Source organism: Enterobacteriaceae bacterium Kacie_13, from assembly GCA_013457415.1.
In the GTDB taxonomy this organism is placed as follows: Bacteria; Pseudomonadota; Gammaproteobacteria; order Enterobacterales; family Enterobacteriaceae; genus Rahnella.
Genome location: CP045665.1, coordinates 156,071 through 171,171, shown reverse-complemented (window position 1 = coordinate 171,171; position 15,101 = coordinate 156,071). Strand labels below are relative to the sequence as shown.

The 15,101-nt window shown below is 49.3% G+C and carries 11 protein-coding genes, 6 tRNA genes and 3 rRNA genes; 2 read left to right on the top strand and 18 right to left on the bottom strand.

The features are described from left to right. Positions 1-314: 314 nt before the first annotated feature. The 11 genes from rplL to GE278_00745 form a co-directional block, all read right to left on the bottom strand. Entirely contained in the window at positions 315-680 is a 366-nt protein-coding gene (rplL, locus tag GE278_00795) for a 50S ribosomal protein L7/L12 (protein QLK59405.1), read from the bottom strand. A 66-nt stretch (positions 681-746) separates the two neighbouring features. Then, positions 747-1,244, bottom strand: a complete 498-nt coding sequence (gene rplJ, locus GE278_00790; GenBank protein QLK59404.1) for a 50S ribosomal protein L10 — start codon at positions 1,242-1,244, stop codon at positions 747-749. A 331-nt stretch (positions 1,245-1,575) separates the two neighbouring features. Beyond that, complete coding sequence (gene rplA / locus GE278_00785) at positions 1,576-2,280, bottom strand: 50S ribosomal protein L1 (protein QLK59403.1); 705 nt, start codon at positions 2,278-2,280, stop codon at positions 1,576-1,578. A 3-nt stretch (positions 2,281-2,283) separates the two neighbouring features. Next, a complete protein-coding gene (gene rplK, locus GE278_00780; protein ID QLK59402.1) occupies positions 2,284-2,712 on the bottom strand; it encodes a 50S ribosomal protein L11 in 429 nt (142 codons plus the stop codon). A gap of 170 nt (positions 2,713-2,882) precedes the next feature. Beyond that, the gene (gene nusG, locus GE278_00775) at positions 2,883-3,428 is read right to left on the bottom strand and encodes a transcription termination/antitermination protein NusG (protein QLK59401.1); all 546 of its coding nucleotides are present in this window, start codon (positions 3,426-3,428) and stop codon (positions 2,883-2,885) included. Beyond that, positions 3,429-3,812: a preprotein translocase subunit SecE gene (gene secE, locus GE278_00770; protein QLK59400.1), complete on the bottom strand. Its 384-nt coding sequence runs from the start codon at positions 3,810-3,812 to the stop codon at positions 3,429-3,431. It lies immediately after the preceding gene. Between the two features lie 256 nt (positions 3,813-4,068). Further along, complete coding sequence (tuf, locus tag GE278_00765) at positions 4,069-5,253, bottom strand: elongation factor Tu (GenBank protein ID QLK59399.1); 1,185 nt, start codon at positions 5,251-5,253, stop codon at positions 4,069-4,071. A 109-nt stretch (positions 5,254-5,362) separates the two neighbouring features. After that, a tRNA-Thr gene (locus tag GE278_00760) sits at positions 5,363-5,438 on the bottom strand. Between the two features lie 7 nt (positions 5,439-5,445). After that, a tRNA-Gly gene (locus GE278_00755) sits at positions 5,446-5,520 on the bottom strand. Positions 5,521-5,651: 131 nt separating this feature from the next. Further along, positions 5,652-5,736: transfer RNA gene (locus tag GE278_00750), tRNA-Tyr, on the bottom strand. Positions 5,737-5,755: 19 nt separating this feature from the next. Next, positions 5,756-5,831, bottom strand: a tRNA-Thr gene (locus GE278_00745). A gap of 254 nt (positions 5,832-6,085) precedes the next feature. Between GE278_00745 and GE278_00740 the strand changes: the two genes are divergently transcribed. Both GE278_00740 and coaA read left to right on the top strand, forming a co-directional pair. Then, positions 6,086-6,412 (top strand): hypothetical protein, encoded by a 327-nt coding sequence (locus tag GE278_00740; GenBank protein ID QLK59398.1) that lies wholly within the window; start codon positions 6,086-6,088, stop codon positions 6,410-6,412. Positions 6,413-6,627: 215 nt separating this feature from the next. Further along, a complete protein-coding gene (gene coaA, locus GE278_00735; GenBank protein QLK59397.1) occupies positions 6,628-7,578 on the top strand; it encodes a type I pantothenate kinase in 951 nt (316 codons plus the stop codon). A 44-nt stretch (positions 7,579-7,622) separates the two neighbouring features. Here the strand turns inward: coaA and birA are convergent, their stop codons facing one another. The 7 genes from birA to GE278_00700 form a co-directional block, all read right to left on the bottom strand. Beyond that, positions 7,623-8,582, bottom strand: a complete 960-nt coding sequence (gene birA, locus GE278_00730; protein ID QLK59396.1) for a bifunctional biotin--[acetyl-CoA-carboxylase] ligase/biotin operon repressor BirA — start codon at positions 8,580-8,582, stop codon at positions 7,623-7,625. Further along, positions 8,579-9,616 (bottom strand): UDP-N-acetylmuramate dehydrogenase, encoded by a 1,038-nt coding sequence (gene murB, locus GE278_00725; GenBank protein ID QLK59395.1) that lies wholly within the window; start codon positions 9,614-9,616, stop codon positions 8,579-8,581. Before murB ends, birA begins: the two co-directional genes overlap by 4 nt. 202 nt (positions 9,617-9,818) lie before the next feature. Then, a 5S ribosomal RNA gene (gene rrf / locus GE278_00720) occupies positions 9,819-9,934 on the bottom strand. 117 nt (positions 9,935-10,051) lie between these two features. Then, positions 10,052-12,987, bottom strand: a 23S ribosomal RNA gene (locus GE278_00715). Positions 12,988-13,192: 205 nt separating this feature from the next. Further along, positions 13,193-13,268 (bottom strand) — tRNA-Ala (locus GE278_00710). A 138-nt stretch (positions 13,269-13,406) separates the two neighbouring features. Further along, positions 13,407-13,483 (bottom strand) — tRNA-Ile (locus tag GE278_00705). Between the two features lie 64 nt (positions 13,484-13,547). Next, positions 13,548-15,099, bottom strand: a 16S ribosomal RNA gene (locus tag GE278_00700). Together the 16S, 23S and 5S rRNA genes with 2 tRNA genes alongside form the textbook arrangement of a ribosomal RNA operon. Positions 15,100-15,101: the final 2 nt, after the last annotated feature.

Sequence of the window (15,101 nt, the reverse complement as noted above, 5' to 3'; positions counted from 1 at the left end):
CTGATCAGTGACCCAATCTTGTCTGCCCTGAGAAGGACAGTTCATGCAACACCGTTTATGTCGACCGGAAAGCAGAGACGCTTTCCGCAATATCTGTTTCTATCACTCTTAAATCATTTCGTTGTGCATTATCTATGGATGAGCCATAGCAAGCGGCATCAATATATTAAGGCGTCTCAAGAAGAGATATTAGAGTAGTTCAGTGCTCAAACAGTGTGAAACACCACTGACACTCTATAGCGCAAAAAGGCTGGTGACTAAAAAGTCACCAGCCATCAGTCTGTTAGGACAGACTGCACTCCGGGAAGTTAAACTTACTTAACTTCAACAGAAGCACCAGCTTCTTCCAGAGATTTTTTCAGAGCTTCAGCGTCGTCTTTGCTGATGCCTTCTTTCAGAGCTGCTGGAGCAGACTCAACCAGGTCTTTTGCTTCTTTCAGACCCAGGCCAGTCGCGGTGCGAACAGCTTTGATAACTGCAACTTTGTTCGCGCCAACAGCGGCCAGAACAACGTCGAATTCAGTTTTTTCTTCAACAGCTTCAGCAGCAGCAGCAGGACCTGCAACAGCAGCAGCAGCAGAAACGCCGAATTTTTCTTCCATAGCGGAGATCAGTTCAACGATTTCCATTACAGACAGAGCTGCAACGCCTTCAATGATTTGTTCTTTAGTGATTGACATTTCAAGTGTTCCTAGAATTCAGAAATAGTTTATACGTAAGCAAATAAACGAGAAAAGAAAGGCTGATTAAGCAGCTTCTTTCTGATCGCGTACAGCAGCCAGAGTGCGAACCAGTTTGCCTGCAGAGGCTTCTTTCATGGTTGCCATCAGGCGTGCGATTGCTTCTTCGTAAGTAGGCAGAGTTGCCAAGCGGTCGATTTGAGCCGCAGAGATAAACTCACCTTCAAAGGCCGCAGCTTTAACCTCAAATTTTGCATTCGCTTTAGCGAAATCTTTGAACAGACGGGCAGCAGCGCCTGGGTGTTCAGAAGAAAATGCAATCAAGGTTGGACCGACAAACGTGTCTTTCAGGCACTCAAACTGAGTACCTTCAACGACGCGGCGCATTAAGGTGTTGCGAACAACACGCATATAAACGCCAGCTTCACGACCTGCTTTACGCAGTTCAGTCATTTTATCTACAGTTACGCCGCGAGAATCCGCAACAACCGCAGACAGCGCGCCTTTGGCTACTTCGATGACTTCAGCAACAATCGCTTGTTTGTCTTGAAGATTTAATGCCATTAGCTTTTTGCTCCTGGATTTGGCCGGGGAAAATCCCCGGAACTCACATCACTTGTTATCGAGATCGATATCAAGCGTTCAAACACGGTGAGCAGAGAATCCAGCAAAGACAAATCTTAATTAAGAATAAAAAAGAAATACTTTCTTCAGGCTCTGTCACCGTCTACGCAGGAAGGATTAAGTCCCTTTCGGAACACCTGCGGTCTTGGACGGAGGCCTGGATAGGCCAGGCTCCAACCGAAAAAATCTTGGTTTCGCGTTAACGAAACAACGGGCGATAGATTTTATACAAATCCACCACCCGCGTAAAGCGATAAACACAGGTAGTTAATTAGTTAACTACTGCGCTCAGGCCGCTTTGATCAACAGAAACGCCGGCGCCCATGGTGGTGGACAGGCTGACTTTCTTGATGAAAACGCCTTTAGCCTGGGAAGGCTTCGCTTTTTTCAGAGCGATCAACAGAGCTTCAAGGTTTTCTTTCAGCTTGTCGGATTCGAAATCAACCTTACCGATAGTGGTATGGATGATGCCGTTTTTGTCGTTACGATAACGAACCTGACCTGCTTTAGCGTTCTTAACAGCTTCAGCAACGTTAGGTGTTACAGTACCAACTTTCGGGTTAGGCATCAGGCCACGTGGACCCAGTACCTGACCTAATTGGCCAACAACGCGCATTGCATCTGGAGATGCGATAACAACGTCGAAGTTCATTTCGCCTTTTTTGATCTGATCGGCCAGATCTTCCATACCTACCAGTTCAGCGCCTGCAGCTTTAGCAGCTTCAGCGTTTGCACCTTGAGCGAAGACGGCAACGCGAACAGAACGACCGGTGCCGTGTGGCAGAACGGTTGCACCGCGAACGTTTTGATCAGATTTACGTGCGTCGATACCGAGATTAACGGCAACGTCCACGCTTTCTACGAATTTAGCAGTGGCCAGCTCTTTGAGCAGAGCAACGGCTTCGGTGATGTCATACTGTTTAGTAGCATCAACTTTGTCACGGATCACGCGCATGCGCTTGGTCAGCTTAGCCATTTATTAATCCTCCACTACCAGGCCCATGGAACGAGCAGTACCTTCGATGGAGCGAGTCATCGCTTCAACGTCAGAACCAGTCATATCCGCAGCTTTGGTTTCTGCGATTTCACGAACCTGAGCACTCGTTACTTTACCCACTTTGTCTTTGTTCGGCTTGCCGGAACCAGACTTGATACCAGCCGCTTTCTTCAGCAATACTGCTGCAGGAGGGGTTTTGGTAACGAAAGTGAAAGAACGGTCAGAATAAACAGTAATAACAACAGGAATTGGCAGGCCTTTTTCCATGCTATCAGTCTTAGCATTGAACGCCTTACAGAATTCCATGATGTTCACGCCTTGTTGACCCAATGCTGGACCAACTGGCGGACTTGGGTTTGCCATACCAGCTGCAACTTGCAGCTTAACGTAGGCTTGTACTTTCTTGGCCATGGTAAATATCCTCGTTTGGGTGATATCGCCTGTTTGAAGAGGCTCCCCGTTATATGTAGTACTTTACAGTTTTATGTACAGAGGCTGCACATAAAAACAAAAGGCGCGAAATTATAGTTCAATTTCGCGCCCTGTACAACATCTGTTCTAATGATTATCGAACGTGGTTGTTAGCCTTTTTCTACCTGACCGAAGTCCAGTTCAACCGGTGTTGCACGGCCAAAGATGGAAACAGAGACTTTCAGGCGGCTTTTTTCGTAATCCACTTCTTCGACCACACCATTGAAGTCCGCAAACGGACCGTCACTAACACGTACCAGTTCACCTGGTTCAAACAATGTTTTAGGACGTGGTTTATCACCCACTTGTTGCAGGCGATTCATAATCGCATCAACTTCTTTGTCGCTGATCGGCGCAGGACGATCAGATGTCCCACCGATGAAGCCCATCACACGAGGCACGCTGCGAACTAAGTGCCAGCTGGCGTCATTCATCACCATCTGAACCAGCACATAACCCGGGAAGAATTTACGCTCGCTCTTACGGCGCTGACCACCACGGATTTCAACCACTTCTTCGGTTGGCACCATGACTTCGCCAAACAGCTCTTCCATGTCATGTAATTTGATGTGCTCACGCAGCGATTGCGCTACGCGGCCTTCAAAGCCAGAAAACGCCTGAACGACGTACCAACGTTTTTTAGGTGCTTCAGACATTTAGAACCTCAGACCAGTAATGAAGGATACCAGGCGGACTAAAATACCATCCAGCCCCCACAGAATCAGAGACATAACGGCAGTCACCGCAGCAACGATCAGTGTGGTATGCAATGTTTCCTGGCGCGTTGGCCAAATGACTTTACGTACTTCGGTGCGCGCTTCGCGAGCAAACGCAACCGTCGCTTTGCCTTTAGTGGTCAATAATGCCACTGCACCTGCAATTGCGATAACTACAACTACTGCTAACGCGCGTAACGGCAGGCTGTATGCACGGTAATAATAGTTACCGACAATAGCTACAACCAACAAAACGGCAACAACCAGCCACTTTACCGCTTCCAGGCCGCGCCCGCTCCCTTGAGCCTCGGTATTCGCACTCATAAACCAACCCGTCACAATGATTCAGAACAAACAACTTTGCCTCGCATTGCGAGGCAAACCAAACCGATCGATGCTCTACTCGAGCGCAATTCGGTGTTTTACGCTATATCTCAGAGCCTATCTCACCAATGATTATGACGTATAAATCGCTGATGAGATAGGTTCTCGCGCCACAGCGTAGAAAAAAAGGGCATCGAATGATGCCCTTTTAGTGTGTATTGCGTCAACGTTTAGTGACAAAAAAGTCTATCAGCGTTTAAGCGATAACTTTAGCAACAACACCTGCACCTACGGTACGGCCACCTTCACGGATTGCGAAACGCAGACCGTCATCCATCGCGATTGGGTGGATCAGGGTAACAACCATGTTCACGTTGTCACCAGGCATTACCATCTCAACGCCTTCTGGCAGTTCGATGGTACCGGTCACGTCAGTTGTACGGAAGTAGAACTGTGGACGGTAGCCTTTGAAGAATGGAGTGTGACGACCACCTTCTTCTTTGCTCAGGATATAAACTTCTGAGTCAAATTTGGTGTGTGGCTTGATTGAACTTGGTTTAGACAGTACCTGACCACGTTCGATGTCTTCACGTTTGATACCACGCAGCAGAACACCCACGTTCTCGCCTGCACGACCTTCGTCAAGCAGTTTGCGGAACATTTCAACGCCAGTACAAGTAGACTTAACAGTGTCCTTGATACCTACGATTTCAACTTCTTCGCCAACTTTAACGATTCCGCGCTCTACACGACCGGTAACAACAGTACCACGGCCGGAGATGGAGAATACGTCTTCGATTGGCAGCAGGAATGGCTTATCGATAGCACGCTCTGGCAATGGAATGTAGGTATCCAGGGCATTTGCCAGTTCGATGATCTTCGCTTCCCAAGTAGCATCGCCTTCCAGTGCTTTCAGCGCTGAACCTTTGATTACTGGGATTTCGTCGCCTGGGAAATTGTAAGTAGTAAGAAGTTCACGAACTTCCATCTCTACCAGTTCCAGCAACTCTTCGTCATCTACCATGTCGCATTTGTTCATGAATACGATCATGTATGGAACGCCAACTTGGCGACCCAGCAGGATGTGCTCACGAGTCTGTGGCATAGGGCCATCAGTCGCAGCAACAACCAGGATAGCGCCGTCCATCTGAGCAGCACCGGTGATCATGTTTTTCACGTAGTCGGCGTGCCCTGGGCAGTCAACGTGCGCGTAGTGACGAGTCGGGGTGTCATATTCAACGTGAGAAGTGTTGATGGTGATACCACGAGCTTTTTCTTCTGGTGCGTTATCGATCTGATCGAATGCGCGTGCAGAACCGCCGTAGGTTTTAGCCAGAACGGTAGTGATTGCTGCAGTCAGGGTAGTTTTACCGTGGTCAACGTGGCCGATAGTACCAACGTTAACGTGCGGTTTGTTACGTTCAAACTTTTCTTTAGACATCGATTGTCCCTCTAAGACACGGTTTAATCGGTGGTATCACCACATCAACCAAGCGGTTGCTTGACGAATTAGTTTACAGAAAGAAAATCAGGGAGGGAGAATTTGGAAGTGGTGCTGATAGGCAGATTCGAACTGCCGACCTCACCCTTACCAAGGGTGCGCTCTACCAACTGAGCTATATCAGCACATACTTGGAGCGGGCAGTGGGAATCGAACCCACATCATCAGCTTGGAAGGCTGAGGTAATAGCCATTATACGATGCCCGCATCCTGGAACTCGGCTACCTAATTTTTCTGAAGAACTTCGAAGACGGGGAAAAGGACGTGAGACGCTTAATTCCTCACCTTCACTTAAAGCGATTCTATCACTTTAAGTTGCCTTATTGCTAAGGCCTGTATGGTGGTGGGGGAAGGATTCGAACCTTCGAAGTCGATGACGGCAGATTTACAGTCTGCTCCCTTTGGCCGCTCGGGAACCCCACCTAATTGTTAAGTACTTGATTGGTGCCGGCACCAAGAGTCGAACTCGGGACCTACTGATTACAAGTCAGTTGCTCTACCAACTGAGCTATGCCGGCATCAAGTGCTGCGCATTCTAGGGAGACTTTGCGGGGTATGCAACTAAAAAATTGCATGAATTGCTTCTTCGCTCATGTTTTATTCAAAAAATAGGGTTTTTACATCTTCACCCCCAATAACCGGACAAGTAACACCCAATTGATGCCACCCACTTTCACCGATAAAGACCGGCCGCACTGGTTTTATACCTCTGCTTTGACAAAAAATGGGTCCATGGAGTAATTGCCGCTCTTTTTGCACCAGAAATGCGCACTTGCCTTATAAAGGGGAATCATGGAACACGCTCCTGGCCCCAGTTTTAAAACTCTTTCATTGGGGCGTGTCTTTTGCGTCAAACCTTGTGCCTGCCGCAACATTACCTGTCTATCGCGATGAGCTCACCCGTTTGCTTATTGAAGCCAGCCATCAGGGAGTTCCTGCAGGACTGCCCTGCACTTTTGAACATACAACATTTTATCGCGCGCAAAGTTATCGGTGTGCGCCCTCCCAGGCAAGCTCTCCGGCTTACAGCAGAAAAAATGCAGTGGTCTATTACAAGCAACTCAAGCCTATAGGTTGTTCTTCACATCATCTCTTTTAACCTGACAGGGCGAAGGGCTCCGCAAATCTGCCTTAACGTTCTTCTTCGCTTACATGACTTTCTCAAAAAATTTTTAACTCAATCAAAGAAATCGTTAAGTTATAAGAAAAAGATCTCCCCTGAAAACGAAGCTGTCTATAATATGCTGCTGGTTTACTGTCTGGAGTTGGCGTGAACGCCTATCCTGACCTGCGCTAACAGGCAGACTTTAACTTATGAAAAAAAGAGACCCATCTTTGGCAACGCCTTACTTGCAGTTCGATCGTGCACAGTGGGCTGCCTTACGTGATTCGGTACCGTTAACGCTCAAAGAAGCGGAAGTGGTAAATCTTAAAGGCATCAACGAGGACTTATCCCTCGAAGAAGTGGCACAAATCTATTTGCCACTTTCACGCCTTCTCAATTTCTACATCAGTTCAAACCTGCGCCGGCAGGCTGTGCTTGAGCAATTCCTGGGCACCGACGGTCAGAAGATCCCTTATGTCATTGGTATTGCGGGAAGCGTGGCTGTAGGGAAAAGCACTACGGCACGTGTCCTGCAAGCGTTGCTAAGCCGCTGGCCTGAGCATCGCTCGGTCGAGTTGATCACAACCGATGGGTTCCTCTATCCCAATAAGACGCTTCAGGAGCGTGGGATCATGAAGAAAAAAGGGTTTCCTCAGTCCTACGATATGCACCAGTTGGTCAATTTTGTTTCTGAAGTAAAATCTGGTGCGAAAACTGTCACCGCGCCGGTATATTCACATTTAATCTATGATGTGATCCCAGACGGAAATAAAATCATTGAGCAGCCAGATATTCTTATTCTCGAAGGCTTGAATGTTTTACAAAGCGGCATGGATTATCCTCATGATCCGCATCGGGTATTCGTTTCAGATTTCGTAGATTTTTCAATATACGTTGATGCACCGGAAGATTTATTACAAGGCTGGTATATCAACCGCTTCCTGAAATTCCGGCAGGGTGCATTTTCTGATCCGGATTCTTATTTCCATCACTATGCAAAGCTGCCGGAAGAAGAGGCAGTGAACATAGCAACGCAGCTATGGAATGAAATCAATGGATTGAATCTTAAGGAAAACATACTCCCTACCAGAGAGCGGGCAAGCCTCATTCTCACTAAGAGTGCTAACCACGCGGTTGAAAATGTCAGGTTGAGAAAATAGATCATTTAAATTGATAAGGAGAGCCACGGCTCTCCTTTTTTGTTTCATCGTCCACGCAGGGATATTTCCCCTCCGATATAGGGCTTAATTATACCATCCTGTTCTAGCAATAAAGCGCCTTGCTGATCAATGCCGCGTTCAATACCGTGAATTTCCTGATCACCGATCAGCAATTTTACCGGCCGGTCGAGGAAATTATCTAATCCACGCCAACGGCTAATAAAAGGTGCAAGTCCTTCCTTCTCAAAATGCAATAACGCTGCGCGTAATTCTTTCAGCAGAGTTGCTGTCAACTCATTGCGATCAATATTGACGCCCGCCTCCTGCAAGTTTATCCAGCCCTGATTAATCGTGTCCGCTGCTGGTTCTCGCATTTTAAGGTTAATACCCGCCCCTATAACCAGCTGTGCTGCATCTCCGGTTTTTCCCGTCAGCTCTACCAGAATACCGGCCAGCTTTCTATCCTTCAGATAAAGGTCATTAGGCCACTTAACCCTTACGTCTTCAGCCCCGAGGCGCTGAAGAACTTCTGTCATTACGATCCCAATAACCAGACTAAGACCCATCGCAGCAGCCGGACCTTGATCGAGTTTCCAATACATTGAAAGATAGAGGTTGCTGCCAAATGGCGAAAACCATTTTCTTCCTCGACGTCCTCGCCCCGCCTGTTGGTATTCGGCAACACAGGCATCTCCCGAGCTCAGTTCACCGATCCTGTCGAGTAGATATTGGTTGGTAGAATCAATGACGGGCAGAACATTTACGCGGCCCGCTGGCAGCATGGAAAGAATTTTGGCTTCATCCAGTAACTGGATTGGATATGGGAGGCTATATCCTTTGCCAGTTACAGTGAAAATATCCACACCCCAGTCGCGAACAGTTTGAATATGCTTGTTGATTGCGGCGCGGCTCATTCCCAGCGCACCTCCCAGCTGTTCACCGGAATGAAACTCACCGTCAGCCAGGATAGAGATCAAATGTAGGGGAACCGTAATATCTTTCATGACAGCGCCTCCACGGCATTCACTTCGCCACCGGCGGCAATAAAACGAACCTCCGGTTCAAGCCAGATACCAAACTTCGCAGCAACGGTATTTCGCACGTGTTTTGCCAGCGCACGAACATCAGCACTACTTGCATGATCTTTGTTGATCAACACCAGCGCCTGGTTCTGATGTACGGCTGCCCCGCCGATACTGAACCCTTTGAGATGCGCCTGTTCAATCAGCCAGCCTGCGGCTAGTTTAATCTGCCCATTAGGCTGAGGATAAGATGGCATTCTCGGAAACTCACTGCGGATCTTTTCAGCGATGGCCGCATCAACCGTCGGATTCTTATAAAAACTGCCAGCATTACCGGTAATCGCGGGATCAGGTAGTTTACTCAAACGCATTGCGCATACTGAATCAAAAATCTGACGTGGTGTGACCGTTTGAGGATCAAGGCGAGTGAGATCTCCATAGGTCAGCTTAGGTTGCCAGTGCTTAGTCAGCTTAAAACCTACAGCGACAATAGCATAACCGTCTTTATAAGCATGTTTGAAGATGCTTTCACGATACCCAAACTGGCACTCATCCGACTGAAGTCGGGTTACCTTGCCGGTTTGCATATCTAACACGTCAACATGACTACAGACACTTTGTAGCTCAATGCCGTACGCGCCAATATTCTGAATAGGTGCAGACCCGACACATCCGGGGATCAATGCAAGATTTTCTAATCCAGGAATATTATGTTCGAGAGTGAAGCATACCAATTGGTGCCAATTTTCCCCAGCACCGACGTGCAATAGCCATTCATTTGCGTTCTCCGTTACTTCAATACCTTTGATTCTGTTCACAACGACACAACCGGTGAAGTCTTCAAGAAACAGAACGTTGCTACCCTCGCCTAACAGTAGAAATGGCTGCTGTTTTCCCTGCGCCTTTTTCCATGCATCAATTAGTTGAGTTGTATTATTTATATGTGTAATGACAGCAGCATGTGCAGCTAAAGAGAAGGTATTCAGGGATTGAAGCGAGGTGTCGTCAGTCGACATAACATATTACTCATGAGTGACTTATTTGTGCTTAGTTTAACTGATTCGATAACCTCTAGCGCAGCGTTTTATCAGCACCAAGGGAGCACAGCGAGAAAGATATCGATTCAATGATCTCTCCCGCCTACGTTTCTCCTCTACCCTAAATCCCAGACAGACAAAAGCCCCGTACTTTCGTACGGGGCTTTTGTCTTTATTTGATGCCTGGCAGTTCCCTACTCTCGCATGGGGAGACCCCACACTACCATCGGCGCTACGGCGTTTCACTTCTGAGTTCGGCATGGGGTCAGGTGGGACCACCGCGCTACTGCCGCCAGGCAAATTCTGTTTCATCCATACCGCATTGTGCTATACACACCCCGCCGTACGAACCAATCTCGGAACATTCGCTGAAAATCTACTTCTCCACGCTCGCGCGCAGCTGAGTCTCTCTAAAAACACCTTTGGTGTTGTAAGGTTAAGCCTCTCGGGTCATTAGTACTGGTTAGCTCAATGCATCGCTGCACTTACACACCCAGCCTATCAACGTCTTAGTCTTAAACGTCCCTTCAGGTGGCTTAAAGCCACAGGGAAGACTCATCTCGAGGCAAGTTTCGCGCTTAGATGCTTTCAGCGCTTATCTTTTCCGCATTTAGCTACCGGGCAATGCCATTGGCATGACAACCCGAACACCAGTGATGCGTCCACTCCGGTCCTCTCGTACTAGGAGCAGCCCCTCTCAATCTTCCAACGCCCACGGCAGATAGGGACCGAACTGTCTCACGACGTTCTAAACCCAGCTCGCGTACCACTTTAAACGGCGAACAGCCGTACCCTTGGGACCTACTTCAGCCCCAGGATGTGATGAGCCGACATCGAGGTGCCAAACACCGCCGTCGATATGAACTCTTGGGCGGTATCAGCCTGTTATCCCCGGAGTACCTTTTATCCGTTGAGCGATGGCCCTTCCATTCAGAACCACCGGATCACTATGACCTACTTTCGTACCTGCTCGAGCCGTCACTCTCGCAGTCAAGCTAGCTTATGCCATTGCACTAACCTCACGATGTCCGACCGTGATTAGCTAACCTTCGTGCTCCTCCGTTACTCTTTAGGAGGAGACCGCCCCAGTCAAACTACCCACCAGACACTGTCCTCACCCCGGATTACGGGGCCGAGTTAGAACATCAAACATTAAAGGGTGGTATTTCAAGGTTGGCTCCACGCAGACTGGCGTCCACGCTTCAAAGCCTCCCACCTATCCTACACATCAAGGCTCAATGTTCAGTGTCAAGCTATAGTAAAGGTTCACGGGGTCTTTCCGTCTTGCCGCGGGTACACTGCATCTTCACAGCGAGTTCAATTTCACTGAGTCTCGGGTGGAGACAGCCTGGCCATCATTACGCCATTCGTGCAGGTCGGAACTTACCCGACAAGGAATTTCGCTACCTTAGGACCGTTATAGTTACGGCCGCCGTTTACCGGGGCTTCGATCAAGAGCTTCGCATTGCTGCTAACCCCATCAATTAACCTTCCGGCACCGGGCAGGCGTCACACCGTATACGTCCACTTTCGTGTTTGCACAGTGCTGTGTTTTTATTAAACAGTTGCAGCCAGCTGGTATCTGCGACTGGCTTCGGCTCCGAGAGCAAGTCTCTTCACCTACGTGCCAGCGTGCCTTCTCCCGAAGTTACGGCACCATTTTGCCTAGTTCCTTCACCCGAGTTCTCTCAAGCGCCTGAGTATTCTCTACCTGACCACCTGTGTCGGTTTGGGGTACGATTTCGTGTTACCTGGAGCTTAGAGGCTTTTCCTGGAAGCATGGCATCAACTACTTCACCACCGTAGTGGCTCGTTATCACGCCTCAGGGTTAATATGCAACCGGATTTACCAAGTCACACCCCCTACACGCTTGAACCGGGACAACCGTCGCCCGGCTAGCCTAGCCTTCTCCGTCCCCCCTTCGCAGTAACACCAAGTGCTGGAATATTAACCAGCTTCCCATCGACTACGCTTTTCAGCCTCGCCTTAGGGGTCGACTCACCCTGCCCCGATTAACGTTGGACAGGAACCCTTGGTCTTCCGGCGTGCGGGTTTTTCACCCGCATTATCGTTACTTATGTCAGCATTCGCACTTCTGATACCTCCAGCAACCCTCACAGGTCACCTTCGACGGCTTACAGAACGCTCCCCTACCCAACAACGCCTAAGCGTCGCTGCCGCAGCTTCGGTGCATGGTTTAGCCCCGTTACATCTTCCGCGCAGGCCGACTCGACCAGTGAGCTATTACGCTTTCTTTAAATGATGGCTGCTTCTAAGCCAACATCCTGGCTGTCTATGCCTTCCCACATCGTTTCCCACTTAACCATGACTTTGGGACCTTAGCTGGCGGTCTGGGTTGTTTCCCTCTTCACGACGGACGTTAGCACCCGCCGTGTGTCTCCCGTGATAACATTCTTCGGTATTCGGAGTTTGCATCGAGTTGGTAAGCCGGGATGGCCCCCTAGTCGAAACAGTGCTCTACCCCCGAAGATGAGTTCACGAGGCGCTACCTAAATAGCTTTCGGGGAGAACCAGCTATCTCCCGGTTTGATTGGCCTTTCACCCCCAGCCACAAGTCATCCGCTAATTTTTCAACATTAGTCGGTTCGGTCCTCCAGTTAGTGTTACCCAACCTTCAACCTGCCCATGGCTAGATCACCGGGTTTCGGGTCTATACCTTGCAACTTGACGCCCAGTTAAGACTCGGTTTCCCTACGGCTCCCCTATTCGGTTAACCTTGCTACAAAATATAAGTCGCTGACCCATTATACAAAAGGTACGCAGTCACCCAACAAAGTAGGCTCCCACTGCTTGTACGTACACGGTTTCAGGTTCTATTTCACTCCCCTCGCCGGGGTTCTTTTCGCCTTTCCCTCACGGTACTGGTTCACTATCGGTCAGTCAGGAGTATTTAGCCTTGGAGGATGGTCCCCCCATATTCAGACAGGATGTCACGTGTCCCGCCCTACTCATCGAACTCACAACAAGTGCATTTTTGTGTACGGGACTATCACCCTATACTGTGCGACTTTCCAGACGCTTCCACTAATGCACAAACTGATTCAGGTTCTGGGCTCTTCCCCGTTCGCTCGCCGCTACTGGGGGAATCTCGGTTGATTTCTTTTCCTCGGGGTACTTAGATGTTTCAGTTCCCCCGGTTCGCCTTGCATGGCTATGTATTCACCATGCAATAGTGTGTCGAAACACACTGGGTTTCCCCATTCGGGTATCGTCGGTTATAACGGTTCATATCACCTTACCGACGCTTTTCGCAGATTAGCACGCCCTTCATCGCCTCTGACTGCCTAGGCATCCACCGTGTACGCTTAGTCGCTTAACCTCACAACCCGAAGGTGTCTTAAAGACATCATCGCGCTGCGATTATTTGAGAGACTCTATTACAGACAAAAGCACCACTCAGTACTTCTACGGAGAGTGATGTTCAGCTGTAATCTTTCAATTTTCAGCTTGTTCCAGATTGTTAAAGAGCAAAATACTTCGCAGCATACTGTTACCAATATACTCTGAAGTATTATTTAAAGGCTGTACGGTAATGGTGGAGCTAAGCGGGATCGAACCGCTGACCTCCTGCGTGCAAGGCAGGCGCTCTCCCAGCTGAGCTATAGCCCCATACAGTCACTTACAGATACCCTTATCTACTAACACATCAAGAGGATGAGTTAGCCAATTTGTTCTCAGGCAAGGCGGAGTCATACGACGTTTGCGCGTGCAAACGAGTCGTGGCGACAACGCAGCATGAGGACGAATTGGTAGGCCTGAGTGGACTTGAACCACCGACCTCACCCTTATCAGGGGTGCGCTCTAACCACCTGAGCTACAAGCCTATAAAGGTATTTCTGCTCGTTACTTTTTCATCAGACAATCTGTGTGGACACTGCACAATGCGTATCTTTAGGTAAGGAGGTGATCCAACCGCAGGTTCCCCTACGGTTACCTTGTTACGACTTCACCCCAGTCATGAATCACAAAGTGGTAAGCGCCCTCCCGAAGGTTAAGCTACCTACTTCTTTTGCAACCCACTCCCATGGTGTGACGGGCGGTGTGTACAAGGCCCGGGAACGTATTCACCGTAGCATTCTGATCTACGATTACTAGCGATTCCGACTTCATGGAGTCGAGTTGCAGACTCCAATCCGGACTACGACATACTTTATGAGGTCCGCTTGCTCTCGCGAGTTTGCTTCTCTTTGTATATGCCATTGTAGCACGTGTGTAGCCCTACTCGTAAGGGCCATGATGACTTGACGTCATCCCCACCTTCCTCCGGTTTATCACCGGCAGTCTCCTTTGAGTTCCCGACATGACTCGCTGGCAACAAAGGATAAGGGTTGCGCTCGTTGCGGGACTTAACCCAACATTTCACAACACGAGCTGACGACAGCCATGCAGCACCTGTCTCACGGTTCCCGAAGGCACTAAGCTATCTCTAGCGAATTCCGTGGATGTCAAGAGTAGGTAAGGTTCTTCGCGTTGCATCGAATTAAACCACATGCTCCACCGCTTGTGCGGGCCCCCGTCAATTCATTTGAGTTTTAACCTTGCGGCCGTACTCCCCAGGCGGTCGACTTAACGCGTTAGCTCCGGAAGCCACGCCTCAAGGGCACAACCTCCAAGTCGACATCGTTTACAGCGTGGACTACCAGGGTATCTAATCCTGTTTGCTCCCCACGCTTTCGCACCTGAGCGTCAGTCTTTGTCCAGGGGGCCGCCTTCGCCACCGGTATTCCTCCAGATCTCTACGCATTTCACCGCTACACCTGGAATTCTACCCCCCTCTACAAGACTCTAGCTTGCCAGTTTCAAATGCAGTTCCCAAGTTAAGCTCGGGGATTTCACATCTGACTTAACAAACCGCCTGCGTGCGCTTTACGCCCAGTAATTCCGATTAACGCTTGCACCCTCCGTATTACCGCGGCTGCTGGCACGGAGTTAGCCGGTGCTTCTTCTGCGAGTAACGTCAATCGCTGCAGCTATTAACTACAGCGCCTTCCTCCTCGCTGAAAGTGCTTTACAACCCTAAGGCCTTCTTCACACACGCGGCATGGCTGCATCAGGCTTGCGCCCATTGTGCAATATTCCCCACTGCTGCCTCCCGTAGGAGTCTGGACCGTGTCTCAGTTCCAGTGTGGCTGGTCATCCTCTCAGACCAGCTAGGGATCGTCGCCTAGGTGAGCCATTACCCCACCTACTAGCTAATCCCATCTGGGCACATCCGATGGCGTGAGGCCCGAAGGTCCCCCACTTTGCTCTTGCGAGGTCATGCGGTATTAGCTACCGTTTCCAGTAGTTATCCCCCTCCATCAGGCAGTTTCCCAGACATTACTCACCCGTCCGCCGCTCGTCACCCAGAGAGCAAGCTCTCCCGTGCTACCGCTCGACTTGCATGTGTTAGGCCTGCCGCCAGCGTTCAATCTGAGCCATGATCAAACTCTTCAATTAAAA